A 16599-nucleotide genomic window follows, 5' to 3' on the forward strand; every position below is an offset into this window, starting at 1 on the left:
CTGAGTCTTGAATTCTGTTTAGATGTAGGCTTTCGGTATGGCGATGGGGCGGCCGAAGGCCGAGTTGGTACTGACCGATGAGGAGCGGGCCGCGCTCGAGGGCTGGGTGCGGCGCCGTTCGACGCCTCAGGCGTGGGCCTTGCGTTGCCGAATCATCCTGGCCTGCGCCGAAGGCGCGACGAACAAGGATGTTGCGGCCCGGGTGGGTTCCACGCCTCAGGCGGTAGGCCGCTGGCGGGCCCGTTTCGTGGAGTACCGGATCGCGGGCCTTGGAGACATGCCGCGTTCGGGCGGGCCCAGGACGGTGACGGACGAGCAGGTCGCCGCTCTCGTCACCAAGACGCTGGAGTCGACGCCGAAGGGTGCGACGCACTGGTCCACGCGGTCGATGGCCAGGGAGACCGGTCTGTCGCAGTCGACGGTGTCGCGCATCTGGCGGGCGTTCGGCCTGCAGCCGCACCTGTCCGAGACGTTCAAGCTGTCCACGGATCCGTACTTCGTCGACAAGGTCCACGATGTCGTCGGCCTGTACCTGGATCCGCCGGAGCGGGCCCTGGTGTTCTGCGTCGACGAGAAGTCGCAGATCCAGGCCCTGGACCGGTCACAGCCGGTGCTGCCCATGATGCCGGCGGTGCCCGAGCGGCGGACGGCCGACTACGTCCGGCACGGCACCACCACCCTCTTCGCCGCACTCGAGGTCGCCACCGGCAAGGTCATCGGATCCCTGCACCGCCGCCACCGAGCCGAGGAGTTCAAGAAGTTCCTGGTCAAGCTCGACAAGGAAGTCCCGGCTGGCCTGGAGGTCCATCTCGTGCTGGACAACTACGCCACCCACAAGACCCCGGACATCAAGAAGTGGCTGCTGGCACACCCCCGCTTCCACCTGCACTTCACACCCACCGGATCGTCCTGGCTGAACCTGGTGGAGCGGTGGTTCGCCGAGCTCACCAACAAGCAGATACGGCGAGGCGTCCACAAGTCCGTCCAGGCCCTCGAGAAGGACATCCGCGACTGGATCGCCACGTGGAACAGCGACCCGAAGCCTTACGTCTGGACCAAGACTGCGGACGAGATCCTTGAACGCCTCGCCAGCTATCTGAACAGAATTCCGGACTCAGAACACTAGGTCCTGTCGTCAAAGTGGCGCCGGTCAGGCCCGCGGTGTCCGGTGCCGTGCATCGCAAGGCGGAGGGGCGCCCGAGTACTGGCCGTACTGGGGCGCCCCGACAACGCGGCGAGGTGCACTGCCGGGCGCCGCGGGCCAGGTGCAACTTTGACGACAGGGCCTAAGGGGTGTCCGCGTCGCTGTCGTCCTCGCCACCGCCGGGGCTCCCCCGGTTGTCAGTGCCGGACAGGATGATGACCTTCATGACCGACAACAGTGCCCTGCTTTCCCCTGCCGCCTACGTGGAGGCCGTGACCACCGCTCTTGCGGCGTCGGCCGCCTATTACGGCGACGGGACCACCCCGCTCGGGGACGACGAGTACGACGGCCTGCTGCGCGCCATCGCGGCCTATGAGGACGCCCACCCGGACGAGGCGCTGGCCGAGTCGCCGACGGGGAAGGTGGCGGGCGGGGCCGTGCAGGGTGACGTGCCGCATTCGGTGCCGATGCTCTCCCTGGACAACGTCTTCGACGCCGGCGAGCTCGCCGAGTGGGCCGCGGGGCTGGAGCGACGTCTGGGGCGCCCGGTGGCCGGTTGGTGTGTCGAGCCCAAGCTCGACGGGCTCGCGGTGGCCGTCCGGTACCGGTGTGGCCGGCTGGTTCAGGTCCTCACCCGCGGCGACGGCCTGGCCGGCGAGGACATCACCCATGCCGCCGACGCCGTGGTCGGTCTGCCCCAGGTCCTCACCGAGCCGGTCGACGTCGAGCTGCGCGGCGAGGTGCTGCTGACGACCGCTCAGTTCGAGGAGGCCAACCGGATCCGGCTCGCCCACGAGGCCACGCCCTTCGCGCACCCGCGCAGCGGCGCGGCCGGCACGCTGCGGGCCAAGGACCGCCCGTACCGGATCGAGTTGACCTTCTTCGCCTACGGCGCGATCGGCCTGGACGACCTCGGTCACCTCGCCCTGCTGGAGACCCTGGCCGTGCTGGGTGCGAACACGGCCGCCAGCACCGCCGCCGCCCCGGTGCGGTGCGAGACGCTGGAGCAGGTGCAGGAACGTATCGACGTGATCGCGGGGCTGCGCGCGGAACTGCCGTTCGGGATCGACGGTGTCGTCGTCAAGGCCGACGCGGCCGAGGACCAGCGGCGGGCCGGCAGCGGCTCGCGCGCCCCGCGGTGGGCGGTGGCCCGGAAGCTGGCGGCCGAGCACAAGGTGACGCGCCTGCTGGCGGTGGAGTGGAACGTCGGCCGGACCGGGATCATCGCCCCGCGCGCCGTGCTGGAGCCCGTGGTCATCGACGGGGTGACGGTCACCTACGCCACGCTGCACAATCCGGCCGACATCACCCGTCGCGGGCTGATGATCGGCGACCAGGTGTTCGTGTACCGGGCCGGTGACGTGATCCCCCGGGTCGAGGCCCCGCTGGCCGACCGGCGCACCGGCGCCGAGAGCCCGATCGTCTTCCCCGAGGCGTGCCCGCGGTGCGGCGACGCGATCGACACCTCCGAACAGCGGTGGCGGTGCGTGCGCGGCCGCGGCTGCCAGGCCGTCGCCTCGGTGATCTACGCGGCCGGCCGGGACCAGCTCGACATCGAGGGCCTCGGCGGCACCCGCGCGGTCCAGCTGGTGGAAGCCGGACTGGTCAAGGACATCGCCGACCTGTTCACCCTGGACCGCGAACAGCTCCTGGGGCTGGAGCGGATGGGCGAGACCAGTGCGGCCAACTTGCTGGCCGCGATCGAGACCGCGCGCGGGGCGGCGCTGAGCCGCGTGTTCTGCGCCCTCGGCGTGCGCGGTACCGGGCGTACGATGTCGCGCCGGATCGCCGCGCACTTCGGGTCGATGGCCGCGATCCGGGCCGCCGACGCGGACACGCTGGCCGGGGTCGACGGCATCGGCACGGAGAAGGCCCGCGTCATCGCGGCCGAACTCCTCGAACTGGCGCCGCTCCTGGACAAGCTCCAGGAGCGGCAGGTCGGCACGCAGGTCACCGAGCCGCTGAAGCCGGCAGCCGCCGAGGCGGCGGACGGCGCGGCGGACGGCGCGGTGGACGGCGGCGGGGCCCCGGCGGGCGGCCCGCTGGCCGGGCAGGCCGTGGTGGTCACCGGTGCCATGTCCGGCCCTCTCGCGGCGTTGTCCCGCAACGAGATGAACGAGCTGATCGAGCGGGCGGGCGGCAAGGCCTCCTCGTCGGTGTCCAAGCGCACCACCCTCCTGGTGGCGGGCGAGAAGGCCGGCTCCAAGCGTGCCAAGGCCGAGGAACTGGGCGTCCGCATCCTCGGCCCCGAGGAGTTCGCCGCCCTCGTCGCGGACCTCCTCCCCAGCGCCTGACCGGTCGGCGGGCGGGGACGCCGCAGGGGCCGGACCCGGCGGGTCCGGCCCCTGCGGTGTCAGGTGGGGCGTCAGTTCTTGACGGGCTCCATGCAGAGGACGAACTTGTCCGTTTCGAGCTGCTGCGCGAGGGCGACCTGGGCCACGCCCTGGCACTTGTCGAGGTCGAAGGTGTTGTCGACGACCTTGACGACCTTGAAGAGGTTGTCCACCTTCTCGGTGCAGCCCTTGCTCTCGACGTCGGGGGCGTTCTCCGGTCCGGTGACGACGACGCAGTCGCCGGCCTGCGCGTGCACCGGGGCGTCGCCCGTCAGGTAGGGAAGACCCAGGCGCCAGAAGAGCACGACCGCGATCGCCACGACGACGCCGAGGATCTTCTTCCCCACGACGCCCTTCTTCTTCGCGGGCTCGGACGGTGCGACGGGGGCGTCGAACGTGCCGGGGGCGGCGGGCTGCTCGGGGGTCTGCGGCGCGGGGGGCGTGGCCATGGAGGATTCCTTGGGGACGTGTACATGATCGAACGCGCGTACGCTACCGGCTGCCGGCCACACAAAACGGACTCTTCCACTCCGGTTTCAAATCAGATGCGGAGTCGTGATCCTGCCGCCCCGTCAGCCGCCGCACCTCCCGGCGCTGTCGCGGACCCAGGTGGGCACCAGTCCCGTCCGGGCGCTGCGCCGCCCGCGCTGCCGGCGCGGAGGCGAAGACTCAGGCGGATGCCGTCAACGGGGGCTTGTACGCCCCGGCGGCCGCCACCACGGAGGCGGGCCGGGCTGAAGACCTGCCCGGGGAGGCAGGGTCAGGGGTTCGCCGAAAGGGGTGGGAGTCGGGAAGGGCGGGGGCGGGGGGTCCTACGCTGGTGCGGTGGCAGACGAACAGGCCGAACAGGGCCCTGAGATGGAGAACGATGCTGGTCACCTGGTGGTCAGGATCGGCGGCGAGCTGGACATCGACCGGGCCCCGATGCTCATACGGGCACTCCTCGACGCGGCGACGGACGACGGTTGTCCCGGCGAGCTGGTCCTGGACCTGACCGACCTGTCGTTCTGCGACTCCTCCGGTCTCAACGCCATCGTCCAGGCCCATCACCTCGCGCAGGGACACGGCCGGCGGATCCGCCTGCACGCACCCCGGCCACAGATCCTGCGCCTGCTCTCCCTGACCGGAGCGGACCGGCTCTTCTCCATCACCGGGACCTGAGCCGGCCCGCCGTGGCCGCCCCCGCGGGGGCGGGTCGGGTTTCGAAGAGGAGGCCCTCGTCACCGGGGGGCGCGGCCGGGTGCGGTCCGGGTGCGGTCCGTGCGCAGGGCGCTGGGGGTCAGGCCGAGGTGGCGGCGCACGGTGCGGGTGAGCCTGTTCGAGGCGCCGGCCGAGGACGTACTGGTGCGGGGACTGCCCGGTGGAGGCCCGGAAGACCCGCGTGGCCGGCTCCCCGGGAGGCCGCGGTCTTGATGATGTGCGCGGCGACCGCCTGCACCGGTGACTGGGTGTAGAGGGTGCCGGCGGGGCCCTTCTGCTCGTACTCCAGGACGAGGCGCTCCACCATCATGGCGAGGAAGGGGTCGTTGTGGTGGTGGTCGGGGGTGATCTCCAGGGTGCCGCTGAAGCCGCCCCCGTCCGGCACGCCGCCGTGCGGGCCGGGCGCGGCTGCGGCCGGGAGGAGCGGGCGGGGGGGGCGGGGCTTCTAGGTTCGGGGCAGGCGCCCGGCCGGGGGGCCTTGCGCGGTCGTGCCGCGCAGCAGTGCGCCGGTCGCGGTCGCACCGGCGACGGCGAGCAGGAGGGGAACGACCATGTCCAGCTGGGAGCCGGTGAATTCCAGGGCGAGTACGAGCGCTGTGACGGGCATCCGCTGGGACACCGCCAGGAACGCGCCCGCGGCCACGACCGCGTACGCCGCCAGGAGGGTGCCCGGCCACATGAGTTCCCACAGCCGGCCGGCGACGATGCCGAGCAGGGCGCCGTTGGCGAACGAGGGGGTCAGAAGCCCTCCGTAGGCGCCGGCCCGCAGGCACAGGGCGACGACGGCGGTGCGCAGGAGCAGGAGTACGGCCGCCAGCGCGAGGGTGGGCTGGGTGGAGAAGGCGATCTCGGCGGGTCCCTTGCCGTTGCCCAGCAGTTGCGGGAAGGGGACGGCCAGCAGACCGAGGCAGCAGAACGCGGCGGGGGCGGTCCACAGCAGGGCGTTGCCGCGCGGGGCGCGGGCGCTCGCGGCCGCCGTGAGCCGGGCGAAGCCGTAGGCGCAGACCCCCACCAGCGGGCCGGCGAGGAAGGACCACAGCAGGAGGGAGGCGTCGGCGGGCAGGGCCGGAAGCCGGTAGACCGGTTCGTCCGGGACGACCAGGCGGGCGACGAGGGTGGCCACCGCGGCCGTCAGCACGGCCGGGACGACGGAGCGCAGGGCCCAGGTGCCCAGGAGCACTTCCAGGGTGAACAGCATGCCGCCGAGGGGGACGTCGTAGACCGCGGCGAGGCCGGCGCCGGCCGCGCAGGCCACGAGGGTGCGGCAGTGGGCGGGGCCGAGGCCGGTCCTGCGGACGATGCCGGTCGCGAGGCCGGCGGCGAGCTGGCGCGGGGCCACTTCCCGGCCCAGGGGTGAGCCGAGCGCGATCGTGACCACCTGGAGCGCGGCGTGGGCGGAGGTGGTGAGGGCCGGCATACGGGGGTGTTGCATGCGCAGTGCCTGCGCGACGTCGACCAGGGGGCGCCCGTAGCGGTGCAGCAGCCACCAGCCCAGGCCGGCCACGACACCGGCGAGGGTCACGCACACCAGCCGGCGCTGGGGTGAGGCGGCCTCGACGCCGGCGAGGAAGGTCCCCTGGTCGTACCCGTACGCGAGGTGCTGCACGGCGTGCAGGAGCAGTAGGAGTACGGCTCCTGCCGCTCCGGCGGCCAGGCCGACGGCGAGGGCCGCGGCGGCGAACCGCAGTCGCCGGGCGGTGGGGCTGCGGTCGACCGGCATGGGGGAACAGTAGACGCAGCGCCGGGTCCGGACGGGGCGACGCTCGGACCGGGGCGGAGGGAGTGTGCCGGCCCGCACGGGCCCGCCCCGCCGAGCGGTCGCGCCGCGGCGGCCGGGCCCCGGTCCCGGCGGTGCGGGCGGGTACCGGCCGGGCCTACCGGGCGGCCTCGTTCCGCGAGACGGTGTAGGCCACCATGGCCGAGTCCAGGTAGGCGCGTACTTCCACGATGGTGTCGCCGTCGAAGCGGCACACCCAGCAGTAACGGTTGGCGAACGGGGCGCCCTCGTTGGTGGTCGACGTCGAGTACAGCTCGGCCACGGCGACGTCCCCGTCGACGTGGACGTGCTCCACCTCGAGGCGGGCGCCGCCCTTGAGGACGCCCGCCAGGCGTCGGAACGTCGCGTCGAGGAAGACTTCCTTGCCGCGGTAGCGCCCGGCGAGGGGGTGGGTGCCCTGGACCGTCCAGTCCACGTCGTCGGAGACACGGTCCCAGAACTGCGGCTGGGTGGCGGGGTCCCCCAGGAAGCCGAACAGCCTGGTCCGGTCTGCGCGTACGTCTGTCATCGGATCCGTCCCTGGGTGACCGGCCGGGTGGCTGCTTCCACCGGCACGGGGTGCGGGACGGTGGCGGACGGCCCATTGTGCCCAGTCCCGGTCCGGGTGTGCGGCCAGGACACGGCCCTGCGGCGTGCCCGCCGTGGCGTGCGACGGGCCGGGCACCCCGGCGGCGGGACCTCCCGGTCACCGCCCCCGTCCGGGGCGGCACGCTTCGGACGGGGGCGGGGCCGGGGTGTCAGTCCCGGGTGGGCAGGTACTGGTCGATGTCCAGGGCCGCGCGGGCCGTGGCGAGCCAGGCGAGGAGGGGCGCGGTCAGTGCGATGCCCCGCTGCTGCGGGTCCTCGGGGTCGTCGACGCTCTGGACGATCTGCAGGCAGACCATCGCCCCGTCCGAGGCGGCCAGGCGGCCCAGGGCCGCCGCGAACTCCGCTCCCCAGGCCAGGATCACCGGCTCCAGGTCCTCCGGGCGGTCCCGCCCCGCCTCGCGGATCCAGGTGGTGTGGGACCGCGGTGGCGACTGGGAGTGGCGGCGGCTGCCGATCGGCGTCGCCTCGTCGGGCCGTGCTCCCAGCCGCGCGGAGATCTCCTCCGGCCGCAGGGTATCGCTGACCACCCGCAGGTACACGTGGAAGGCGCTCACGGGCGGTACCTGTAGTTCGTCGGGACCAAGATCCTGCCGTCCTTGCTCACGAGGATGATGCGGCTGTCGCCGTCGCGCATCGCGTCGAAGCGCGAGACCATGTTCTTGCCCACCCAGTCGGCCTTGAAGCCGTGGGGGTCTTCGCCCAGGGTCTTGAGGGCCTTCTCGAGCTGCTTCTCCTTCAGCTTCACGAGCGAGCCGCGGTCGATGTCCTTGGCGTCGGGGATCTCACCGGGGATGAAGTCGCACGAGGCGTTGTGGACGAGTACGGGTGTGGCACCCGCCAGGACGTAGTAGGTGTGCAGGTCGTTGACGGTCAGGTTGAAGGCCGGCTGGGTCTCCTTCCAGTGCGTGACCTTCTGGATCTGCGCCGTGGTGCCGTCCGGGGTGCGCAGGGTGTCCCCGGCGTTCAGGTCCGCGGCGATCGTCCACTGCGCGCGGTTCTGCGTCCAGAACGGGTGGTGGTCGGTGGCGGTGAGGGAGCCGCCGCCGACGGACGCGTCCAGGGTGAGGCCGGTGAACTCGCGGTCGTCGGGCGTGCGGATCGTGTCGTCGACGCGGCGCGGCCCGGTGTCGCCCGAGGCGGGGTCGGTGGCGAGGACCGTGTCGCCCGTCCGGATCTCCTCGATGGGACGGGTCGAGCCGTCGGCCATCAGGACGTGCGTGCCGGCCGGGAAGCTGTCGCACTTGCTGCGCCGCTGGGCCTTGCGGATGTCGTCCGGGTCGAGCTTGCCGCCGACCCTGAGCCAGCGCAGGACGACGACCGCGCCCATGGCCCGGTCGGCGGGGCTCAGGCGCTCACCGGTGGCGATGTCCTTGCCCTTGAGGGCGTCGATGACGCCCTTGCCGTCGCCGATGCCGGGCAGCAGGTCGAGCACCAGGCCCATCCGGCGGTCCAGGGCGGCGAGTTCCTCCTTCGAGACCTGGTTCGCGCCCGCGTTCTCCGCGACGTGCGAGAAGTCGAAGGTGAACTCGGGCACCTGCCGGATGCGCTCCGCGGCCTTGTTCATGCCCTTGACCGCGGTGTTGGTCTTGCCCAGGGCGTCGTTCATGTCACGGACGCCCTCGTTGAGCTTGTCCATGCCGCGGTTTGCCTGGGCCAGGCCCTTGTTGATGCCGTCGATGCTGTCGTTGACCTCGACCATGGTCGCGTTCATGTCGTCGAGTGCCGAGTTCATCTGGTCGAAGCCGGCGTTGATCTGGTCGAGGGCCTTGCCCATGTCCTTGAGGTCGGCCCAGATGTCCCATGTCGGGACGTCCGGTGTCGGCTCGATCGGCTTGGACTCGGGGAAGTAGTCCCCCAGCACCACGGTCAGGAAGGTGAGCAGCTCGGCCGACTCGTTCTTGGCGCCGAGGAGGCGGGAGGCCTTGACCAGGTTGGTGCGGAGGGTGTCGATGTGCGGCTGGGCGGCCCGGTAGGTGGTGACGAACTGTTTGAAGATCGCCCGGCGCCGCTCGGGGTCCGCTTCCTGGTCGGCCTGGTGGAGCAGGGGCTTCAGCTGGCCGCCGAGTACCCCCAGTTCTTTGTTCACCTCGGCGAAGGCGGCGCCGTCGTCCTTCATCGCCGAGTGGAAGACGTAGAGGTAGAGGCCGACCGCGAGTCCGAGCTTGGCGGACTTGAGGGCGAACTCCTTGCGGCAGGTGGGTCGTTGCAGGAGCGGCAGCTGCCGGCACTTGGAGTACTGCTCGACCCTGGCGATGATCTCCACCAAGGTGGGTTCGCGCTCGGGCGGTTCGGCGGCGGCGGCCGAGCCGGCGCCCACGGTCAGGCACAGGACCGTGAGCAGGGTGACGATCTTCTGTTTGAGGTGCTGGTACATGCGTTCCTTACGGGGCGGACCCGTGCGGGCCGCGCTCCCCCTGGGCAGTGGAACTGCCCTGTCGTGCGTGCGCGCCGGGCGCGCGTGGTCGCCGCCACGGTATGCCGTTACCACCGGTCATGATCATTTCTGGGGTGGGCGGCTCCTCGTCCGGGGGTGGGCCGGGCGCCCGCCCCGCGTTCCCGCGGCGCGGTCAGGCCGCGGCGGCGAGGGTGTCGTCGAGCCAGTCGTAGATGCGGGCGATGGACAGCCGCATCGCGCCGGGGTGGCAGTGCGCGCCGGCGCCTTCCTCCGCGGTGAACGCCATGAAGGTCTTGGGGCAGGTCAGGTGGTCGTAGAGCTGCTCGGGCTGGCCCTTGAAGAAGATGTCCTCCTCGGCGTCGCACACGAGGGTGGGGCACTGGATCCGCTCGGCGATGCCGTCGGCGAGGGTGTAGTCGAGGTAGGAGGCGTTGAAGGCACGGGGGGTGTCCACGCCCATGACGTACATGCCGTGGTTGATCGCCCAGCGTGCGATCGGGTCGTGGGTCATGGCCTGTGCGAAGGCGGCGTCGAGTTCCGGGGCGGACGCGGCGCGCAGGAGCCGTTCGGCCTCCTCGCGGGTGCCGGGGACGTTGCGTACGGCGATCTCGCCGAGGTCGTAGAGGCCGTCCACGGCGATGAGGGCGGCCAGTCGGTGCTCGAACGCGGCGGCCCGGGGGGCGAGGACGCCGCCCATGCTGAGTCCGATGAGGGCGATGCGGCTGCCGTCGACGTCGGGGAGGGACTCGGCGAAGTCCACGACGGGGGTGATGACGTTCTCCCAGTCCGGTCGGAAGACCAGGCCCTGGTGGTGGCGCGGGCCGGGCATGCCGGGGCCGTCGAAGGCCAGGACGTTGTAGCCGCGTTCGACGGCGGCCATGGCCCCGAAGAAGTGCAGTTCCTCGGCGGTGCCGTCGAAGCCGTTGTGCATGACGAGCGTCGGGCGGGGGGTCCCGGAGTCGTCGACGCGGTAGAAGTAGCCGGGCAGGGTGGTGTCCTCGTAGGGGATCTCGACCGGCTCGATGACCGGGGTGTACAGGGCCGCCGCCGCCTTGAAGCAGGCCACGGAGCGGTCGTAGGCGTGGTCGTGGCGGGGGTCGCAGGGGTGGCCGTGCAGGAAGAACTCCGCCGACCGGTAGTAGTTCGACGCGCGCAGGAACCCGTCCCGGGCACTGATCCGGTGGCCGGCCGCCAGCGCCTTCTCCGCCTCGCCCGCCACGCGGTCCGCGGTGGCCGTCCACTCGACGTACCAGCTGTCGTAGTCGCCTTCGGTGATCCGCTCGCCGGTGGAGACCACCTCGCCGAAGTCCGCGCCGCCGTAGGCGATGTGGCTCAGCGACCGCAGGGTCTCGTACCAGAACTGGGCGTTGTCGGGGAACAGCAGCTGCTTCATGGGAATCTCCTGTCGTGCGGAGCGAGGATGTGCGCGCCGGGGTCGTTCCGGGCGTGATCCGAGATTCCGGCAGGCCGGTGTCCACCTTCCAGGCCGTACGGGGACGAGGAGTGTCCACCGTTGTCCGCTCGCGTCCGCCCCGCGCTGCTCGGGGCGGTGGGCGGCTTTCCGTGCGTCCGGCAGTCCTGCAGACCTGCAGACCTGCAGTCCGGCAGTCCGGCAGTCCGGCAGTCCGGCAGTCCGGCAGTCCGGCAGTCCGCTAGGACGGGGGTCGGGTCCGCAGGGTCTTGCGGAGGTGGTCGCCGAACGCGGCGGGGTGCGTGGTGAGGCCGGTGTGGCCGCCGGGGAAGTGCAGGAGTTCGGTGCCGAGGCGCTCCGCCAGGAAGGCGGCCGGGCGGTAGGGCAGTTCGCCGCGCGAGTCCTGGCCGGTGGCGAGGACGAGGCGGTCCGACAGCTCCTGCAGACGGGGCAGGTCCGGGGCGTAGGACATGAAGGCGGGCACGATGCGGGCGACGAAGTAGGGCAGGTCGGCCATCGTGCGTTCGGCCCGTGCCGCGGCCCGGGGCGGCAGTTCGATCGCGGCCTGGGGGCCTGGTCCGGTCGTGGGCCTGGTTCCGGGCTCGGTTGCGGTGGTGTCGCCGTCCTTCTTCAGGCCGTCGGCGAAGACGGCCATGGCCGGCATCAGCCCCTGGGTGCGGAACGTCTCCTGCACGCGCGAGAGGAGCGCACGGTGCCGGGGGGCGTCGGGGAGGACCTCCACCAGCGGCGGTTCGTGCGCCACGAGGCGTGCGATCCGGTCGGGTCGGGTGGTGAGCAGGTGCACGGCGGCGATGGCGCCGGAGCTGGCGGCGAACACCGTGGCGGGCTCGTCGGGCGACAGCAGGTCGAGGATCCGCAGCGCGTCGTCGGCGTGCTCGGCCACTCGCTGCGGGGCGTCGGGGTCGTCCAGTGTGCTGCGGGACATGCCGCGCGGGTCGTAGGTGGCGACGGTGTGGTCGGCGGCCAGGTCGTCGGCGACGGCGTCGAAGGCGGCCGCGCCGCCCGTTCCTCCGGGGATCAGCAGCAGGAGCGGGCCCCGGCCGCGTACTTCGTAGTGCAGGGTCGCACCGGTCACGCGCAGGCTGCCGGTGGTCGGGGCGGTCATGAGGGGTCTCCTTCTCGGGACGGGGGCCAGTGCTCCAGGAGGGTGTGGAGGGCGTCGAGGGCGCGGACCCAGGACTGCTGGGGGGCACGCCCGTCGGTGAAGCCGCCCGCGGCTTCCAGGGCGACGAATCCGTGGAACGTGCTGCGCAGCAGCCGGACCGCGTCGGTCAGGTCGGGTTCGGCGAGTCCGTAGCCGCGCAGCATCGCGTAGGTCAGCTCGACGGCGCGCCGCGGCCCGGGCGCTTCGGCGGCCAGTTCGGGGTCGATCCGGATCGGGGTCTGTGTCGCCGCGTAGCGGCCCGGGTGGGCGTGGGCGTACTCCCGCCAGGCGTCGGCGAACGCGACGAGGGCGTCCTTGCCCGCGCGACCGGAGGTCGCCTCCGCGATGCGGAGGGTCTTCTCGTCCGCCGCCAGCAGGGCGATCCGTCCGCGCAGGTCCTCCAGGCCGCGGACGTGGGTGTAGAGGCTCGCGTCCTTCACACCGAGCCTGCGTGCCACCTGCGACATGGTCACCTGGTCGAGTCCGGCCTCGTCCGCCAGTTCGGCGCCCGCGATCGTCACCCGGTGTGCCGTCAGTCCTGCCCGCGCCATGCACCCTCCCATGATCCTAGGATCCCTAGCTTCAACCTAAGGGCCCTAGGAACGCAAGGAGGAGAGGGAGAGGGAGAGGGAACGGAGCACGCCCTCAGCGCGGTTCAGGTCCTCGTAGAGCAGGTGGTGGTCCGAGTGCGGGCTGGGGCGGACGTGGTGCGTGCGCGGGGTGATGCCGCGCAGGAACACGTAGTCGAACGTCCTGTTCCAGTCGGTGGTCGCCTCACAGACGTCCGCGTCCACGTCCTTCTCCGTGTCGCCGTTGCCGTTGCCGTTGCCGTTGCCGTTGCCGTCGGCGCCGGGGGGCGCGGGGCGGCAGCCGGGGTGCGTGTCCGGGGCCACGGCCCACAGGGGGGCGAGTTCGGGCGCGGGCGGCACGGCGTTGAAGTCACCCAGGACGATCACGCGGTCGTGGCGGGCGACTTCCGCCGCGAGCACCTTCACCTGGCCCGCCCGCACCGCTTCCTGCCGGCGCTCGGCGAGGTGGGTGTTGAAGACCCGGACGGGCCGGCCGCCCACCCGGGTGGTGACGGCCAGGTAGCCGCGGTCCTCGGACCCGCCGTCGGGGTACTCCGTGCTCACCCGGTCCGTCATCGGCGCCGCCGACAGGATCGCCTGGCCGTAGCCGCCCGGCCGCCACGGCAGGCCCCCGCAGCGGTTCCAGTTGCGCAGGACCGTCCCGTACGCGACCCGGTAGACCAGCCCGTAGACCTCATCCAGGTGGGCGCGGATCTGCTCGACGTCCCGTACGCACGCCTCCTGCAGGCCGATGACCTGCGGCGCGTACGTGGCGATCTCCGTCGCCCGGCCGAAGTTCTGCCCGCTCCCGCCGCACGGATTGCACAGGTTCCACGTGGCGACCCGGTCCGCCACGACCTCCTCGGCGGCGCCCGGCGGCAGCGGCCCGGCGGGGGCGGCCCCGCCGGTCGGTGTACCCGGGCCCAGGAACAGCACCCCGCAGACCGCGGCCGTCACGCCCGCGGCCCACCGTGCGCCCCGTCTCAGCACCGTCGCCTCCCCGCAGTGGACGCACATCATCACACGGCGCCCGCACGGCCGGCGCCGCGCAATCGAGGTGCCCGCCGTCCGGTGCGTCCGGCATCATCGCGGCATGATCGGCAACCGGATCACCCATCGCATGGCGGACGGCGTCCGCGTACCCGGCACCTGGCGGCACGCGTTCATATGCAACGGCGGCTCCTACTTCCTCACCGACCTCTTCATCTACGCCGACGGCCTCGTCGACTGCTGGGAGCTGGTGACCCTCGCGGAGTTCGAGGAGAAGCTCCGTCGCGGATGGGTGGCCACCAGCCTTCCCGACGGCGCTCGCGCCTCCGCGCACCACCTGGCTTCCTGGACGTTCGGTGAACCGCACAGCTGGCTGTCGCCGGACCTGCTGCTGGCCGAAGTCCGCGACACCGTCGACGAGCTGAACGGCCGTCCCGATTCGACCGCCCGTTGCCTCGCCGCGGTGGACGTCTTCCTGGCGGACCGCACGGAGGACAACCGGGCCGCCGCACGAGCCGCCTACCTGGCCGTTCCCGAGACCGTACGGCTCTATGCGCTCGGCGACATGGACCACAAGGACCGCCCCCTGAAGGTGCTGGTGGCAGGGCCCGGCGGCCAGGTCCCGGGCGGGGACGAGCCCGGGGAAACGGTCACGCGGGAGGAGTACGAGGCAGCCGTCGCCTACTTCGAGGAGCGCGCGCAGTGGCTCGCGAAGGCTGCCTCACGGGTGCCCGCCGACGGACCCGCCGAGCCCTTCGCCCCCGCCGTCAAGGTCTACCACTCCTACCCGCAGCGCGCCCTCGAGGACCCGGGCAAGCAGGGGCTGCGCAACGACTACCCGGCCCCGGTCACCCTCGGCGACGTCACGTACGCGTCGGTGGCGCACGCCTACTGGGCCCGCTCCGTCGCCGGACCGGAGGCGCGGACCGCGGTCATGGCGGCGGAGTCCGGGGCGAAGGCCCGTACGGTCGCGGCCGCGGCGCAGCGGCGGGAGGGCTGGGAGCAGGTCCGGACGGGGGTCATGGCCGGCCTGTTGCGCGCCAAGTACGAGCAGCACCCCGGCCTCGCGGCGGTCCTCCTCGCCACGGGCGACGCGAGCATCCTCTACGACGACGCCGACTCGGGCTTCTGGGGCGAGAACGGGGGCCGGGGCCGCAACTGGATGGGCCGCCTCCTGGAGCTCGTCCGTTCCGAACTGCTGGCCCGGCAGGTTCTCGACGGCTGACGCGAAGGAGGGGCGCGCCGGGGGCGGGCGGCGCCCCTCTCCTCCCGCTTCGTTCCCGTGGCCGTGTCCGCGCGGGGGCGGGGTGTTACGGCCAGCCCTGCTTGACCTTGGCGGGGGCGGTGTTCCAGCTCTTGGGTATGAAGGTGATGACGTAGGTTCCGCGGTCGAAGTCGGTGTAACCGGAGGACCAGCTGCGGAACTTGCTCTCGTACACCTGCATGGGCCCCATGCCGCCGTCCGGCGAGTGGTAGTGGTTGGCGTGGGTCCATACGGTGTTGTCGGGGTCGGTTTCCTTCTGGTCCCCGAACCAGCCGTAGTCGAAGTTGACGTAGCTCTCGCCGGGCTTGGCGGGGCTGCGTGAGGTGTTCCTGTCCTGCGACATGTCGACGAGGCCCGTGGCGGGGTCGGGGCGGAAGGCGTCGGGGTCGCCGTACTTCCTCTTGTCGGAGGCGCTCCGGGGGTCCTGCCCGCTCCAGAAGTGCTTCGAGTAGACGACCGCCTTCATCTTGGAGGGGTCGTGGTCGCCCCCGTTCCTGTCCTTGAAGGACGGGGTGTTCCTCAGCGCCGAGTAGAAGGCGGAGCGGCTGTCCTGGCCGGCGAGGGCGTCGTTCTTCCTGGTGAGTTCCGCCTTGAGGTTGCCGAGGTAGGCACTCTCGTCGTGGGCGTTTTCCAGGGCCTTGTTCATGACGGACGCCACATCACGGGCCCGGTCGAATCCCTTTGTCTCGTCGAAGCTCTGCTTGGCGATGCGCCCCTCGAACTCGGCCCGCGTCTCGCCCGGCCGGGGACCGGTGTTCTCCAGCGCGTTCCGGTGCTTTTCCTCGTCGAAGGACGCGAAGGCCAGTTTGTTCGTCGGGTAGGGGCCTGAATTCACCCAGGTGACACCGACGCATCCGTAGGACAGCTGCTCCCGCTGCTGTTCGGTCATCTGCCGTGCCTGCCCGTCGCGGTGGCTGTATGCCTGCTGCCACTTGCGTATGTAATTGCTGATGCCGGTGGTGGCCCTGTCCCCGCGGGCCCGGTACGGGTCGGGCATGCGGTCCAGCGGCTCGGCCGGCGGAGTCACCCTGTCGCCGGCCGCGGCGGAGCCCCTGGGGGACTCGGTCGCGCTCGGCAGGTCCCCACCGGGGACCCGGCCCGTCCGGCCCAGATCCAGGGCCTTCTCGTTCAGCGCGTTGATGCGCCCGATGTCGTCCGCCGTCAGGCCGTTCCTGTCGGCGTAGGAGCCCTTCGCCTCCCCGGCACCGGCGCCTGCGCCTGCGCTTGCGGCTGCCTGGCTGACGGACGGTGCGAGACCGGCGGTGCACAGCACGACGCCCACCGTGGTGAGCGCGAGAAATCCGGAACGTTTGTACATGAAGCCTGGGGTTCCTTTTCAGTGAAAATTGACATGCCGGAATTCCGGGCGGTCGGCGCCCGGTCCTCCTGCCCGTCCGGGCCGAATCGGCCGTATGGGCCACGGTGTTTCCGCCCGTTTCCCGGTTCTCGACGGCGGGTCGGGCGGCGTGAGACGTGATCATGTCCTGACGCCGATTCGCCGACAACACTGCGGCGCCGGAATCGGCCAGCCGCCCCCTGGGGCGGAATTCGGTCAAGGGGGCCCGGCCGCGAAAGTCCCGCGCAAAGTCCTGCGGCGGCGCCCGGCCGTGCCGAGGAATGTCACGCGCCCCGTGGGGATACGGGCGCGGAAGCTCCGGCGGGGGTCGTGCGGGGTTCCGTTCCGGTGCGCCGCTGCCCGCCGCAAGAGCGCAGAATCTGCGCCACTCATCCCTCCGGGCCCCGGCCGGCTCACCGCCGGCCCG

15 protein-coding genes are annotated in these 16599 nt (G+C 72.0%); 4 read left to right on the top strand and 11 right to left on the bottom strand.

The features are described 5' to 3' along the window. The first annotated feature begins 43 nt into the window (after window positions 1–43). Both AC2RP6_RS00180 and ligA read left to right on the top strand, forming a co-directional pair. On the top strand, window positions 44–1126 hold the full coding sequence (locus AC2RP6_RS00180; protein WP_486444344.1) for an IS630 family transposase: 1083 nt from the start codon (window positions 44–46) through the stop codon (window positions 1124–1126). Window positions 1127–1359: 233 nt separating this feature from the next. Beyond that, entirely contained in the window at window positions 1360–3438 is a 2079-nt protein-coding gene (ligA, locus tag AC2RP6_RS00185) for an NAD-dependent DNA ligase LigA (RefSeq protein ID WP_486444269.1), read from the top strand. A 71-nt stretch (window positions 3439–3509) separates the two neighbouring features. On the opposite strand, the gene AC2RP6_RS00190 is transcribed toward ligA, so the two are convergent. After that, complete coding sequence (locus AC2RP6_RS00190; RefSeq protein ID WP_486444270.1) at window positions 3510–3926, bottom strand: LppU/SCO3897 family protein; 417 nt, start codon at window positions 3924–3926, stop codon at window positions 3510–3512. A gap of 376 nt (window positions 3927–4302) precedes the next feature. Between AC2RP6_RS00190 and AC2RP6_RS00195 the strand changes: the two genes are divergently transcribed. Then, complete coding sequence (locus AC2RP6_RS00195) at window positions 4303–4638, top strand: STAS domain-containing protein (protein ID WP_486444271.1); 336 nt, start codon at window positions 4303–4305, stop codon at window positions 4636–4638. 118 nt (window positions 4639–4756) lie between these two features. Here the strand turns inward: AC2RP6_RS00195 and AC2RP6_RS00200 are convergent, their stop codons facing one another. From AC2RP6_RS00200 to AC2RP6_RS00240, 9 genes are all read right to left on the bottom strand, one after another. Further along, entirely contained in the window at window positions 4757–5062 is a 306-nt protein-coding gene (locus AC2RP6_RS00200) for a hypothetical protein (RefSeq protein ID WP_486444272.1), read from the bottom strand. Window positions 5063–5122: 60 nt separating this feature from the next. Then, a complete protein-coding gene (locus AC2RP6_RS00205; RefSeq protein ID WP_486444273.1) occupies window positions 5123–6397 on the bottom strand; it encodes a chloride channel protein in 1275 nt (424 codons plus the stop codon). 154 nt (window positions 6398–6551) lie between these two features. Then, on the bottom strand, window positions 6552–6962 hold the full coding sequence (locus AC2RP6_RS00210; RefSeq protein WP_486444274.1) for a nuclear transport factor 2 family protein: 411 nt from the start codon (window positions 6960–6962) through the stop codon (window positions 6552–6554). 229 nt (window positions 6963–7191) lie between these two features. Next, a complete protein-coding gene (locus tag AC2RP6_RS00215) occupies window positions 7192–7596 on the bottom strand; it encodes a DUF4279 domain-containing protein (protein WP_486444275.1) in 405 nt (134 codons plus the stop codon). Further along, complete coding sequence (locus tag AC2RP6_RS00220; RefSeq protein ID WP_486444276.1) at window positions 7593–9416, bottom strand: polymorphic toxin-type HINT domain-containing protein; 1824 nt, start codon at window positions 9414–9416, stop codon at window positions 7593–7595. Before AC2RP6_RS00220 ends, AC2RP6_RS00215 begins: the two co-directional genes overlap by 4 nt. Before the next feature lie 193 nt (window positions 9417–9609). Next, window positions 9610–10830 (bottom strand): alpha/beta hydrolase family protein, encoded by a 1221-nt coding sequence (locus AC2RP6_RS00225; RefSeq protein ID WP_486444277.1) that lies wholly within the window; start codon window positions 10828–10830, stop codon window positions 9610–9612. A 259-nt stretch (window positions 10831–11089) separates the two neighbouring features. Continuing rightward, window positions 11090–11974, bottom strand: coding sequence for an alpha/beta hydrolase (locus AC2RP6_RS00230; RefSeq protein ID WP_486444278.1), 885 nt, complete (start codon window positions 11972–11974; stop codon window positions 11090–11092). After that, complete coding sequence (locus AC2RP6_RS00235; RefSeq protein ID WP_486444279.1) at window positions 11971–12564, bottom strand: TetR/AcrR family transcriptional regulator; 594 nt, start codon at window positions 12562–12564, stop codon at window positions 11971–11973. Before AC2RP6_RS00235 ends, AC2RP6_RS00230 begins: the two co-directional genes overlap by 4 nt. Before the next feature lie 45 nt (window positions 12565–12609). Continuing rightward, window positions 12610–13599: an endonuclease/exonuclease/phosphatase family protein gene (locus AC2RP6_RS00240; RefSeq protein WP_486444345.1), complete on the bottom strand. Its 990-nt coding sequence runs from the start codon at window positions 13597–13599 to the stop codon at window positions 12610–12612. Between the two features lie 76 nt (window positions 13600–13675). On the opposite strand from AC2RP6_RS00240, the gene AC2RP6_RS00245 reads away from it, so the two are divergent. Then, the gene (locus AC2RP6_RS00245; protein ID WP_486444280.1) at window positions 13676–14797 is read left to right on the top strand and encodes an NADAR family protein; all 1122 of its coding nucleotides are present in this window, start codon (window positions 13676–13678) and stop codon (window positions 14795–14797) included. Between the two features lie 85 nt (window positions 14798–14882). Here AC2RP6_RS00245 and AC2RP6_RS00250 read toward each other — a convergent pair whose 3' ends face one another. After that, on the bottom strand, window positions 14883–16154 hold the full coding sequence (locus AC2RP6_RS00250) for a protein-glutamine gamma-glutamyltransferase (protein ID WP_486444281.1): 1272 nt from the start codon (window positions 16152–16154) through the stop codon (window positions 14883–14885). Window positions 16155–16599 lie beyond the last annotated feature (445 nt).

The organism is Streptomyces sp. WAC03905 (genome assembly GCF_057371075.1).

What these genes read in the sequence shown, in the direction of transcription:
- AC2RP6_RS00250 (WP_486444281.1), bottom strand. Translation starts at nt 16,154, where the DNA reads ATGTACAAACGTTCCGGATTTCTCGCGCTCACCACGGTGGGCGTCGTG.
- AC2RP6_RS00210 (WP_486444274.1), bottom strand. Translation starts at nt 6,962, where the DNA reads ATGACAGACGTACGCGCAGACCGGACCAGGCTGTTCGGCTTCCTGGGG.
- AC2RP6_RS00190 (WP_486444270.1), bottom strand. Translation starts at nt 3,926, where the DNA reads ATGGCCACGCCCCCCGCGCCGCAGACCCCCGAGCAGCCCGCCGCCCCC.
- AC2RP6_RS00235 (WP_486444279.1), bottom strand. Translation starts at nt 12,564, where the DNA reads ATGGCGCGGGCAGGACTGACGGCACACCGGGTGACGATCGCGGGCGCC.
- AC2RP6_RS00240 (WP_486444345.1), bottom strand. Translation starts at nt 13,599, where the DNA reads ATGTGCGTCCACTGCGGGGAGGCGACGGTGCTGAGACGGGGCGCACGG.
- AC2RP6_RS00180 (WP_486444344.1), top strand. Translation starts at nt 44, where the DNA reads ATGGGGCGGCCGAAGGCCGAGTTGGTACTGACCGATGAGGAGCGGGCC.
- AC2RP6_RS00230 (WP_486444278.1), bottom strand. Translation starts at nt 11,974, where the DNA reads ATGACCGCCCCGACCACCGGCAGCCTGCGCGTGACCGGTGCGACCCTG.
- ligA (WP_486444269.1), top strand. Translation starts at nt 1,360, where the DNA reads ATGACCTTCATGACCGACAACAGTGCCCTGCTTTCCCCTGCCGCCTAC.
- AC2RP6_RS00245 (WP_486444280.1), top strand. Translation starts at nt 13,676, where the DNA reads ATGATCGGCAACCGGATCACCCATCGCATGGCGGACGGCGTCCGCGTA.
- AC2RP6_RS00220 (WP_486444276.1), bottom strand. Translation starts at nt 9,416, where the DNA reads ATGTACCAGCACCTCAAACAGAAGATCGTCACCCTGCTCACGGTCCTG.
- AC2RP6_RS00205 (WP_486444273.1), bottom strand. Translation starts at nt 6,397, where the DNA reads ATGCCGGTCGACCGCAGCCCCACCGCCCGGCGACTGCGGTTCGCCGCC.
- AC2RP6_RS00225 (WP_486444277.1), bottom strand. Translation starts at nt 10,830, where the DNA reads ATGAAGCAGCTGCTGTTCCCCGACAACGCCCAGTTCTGGTACGAGACC.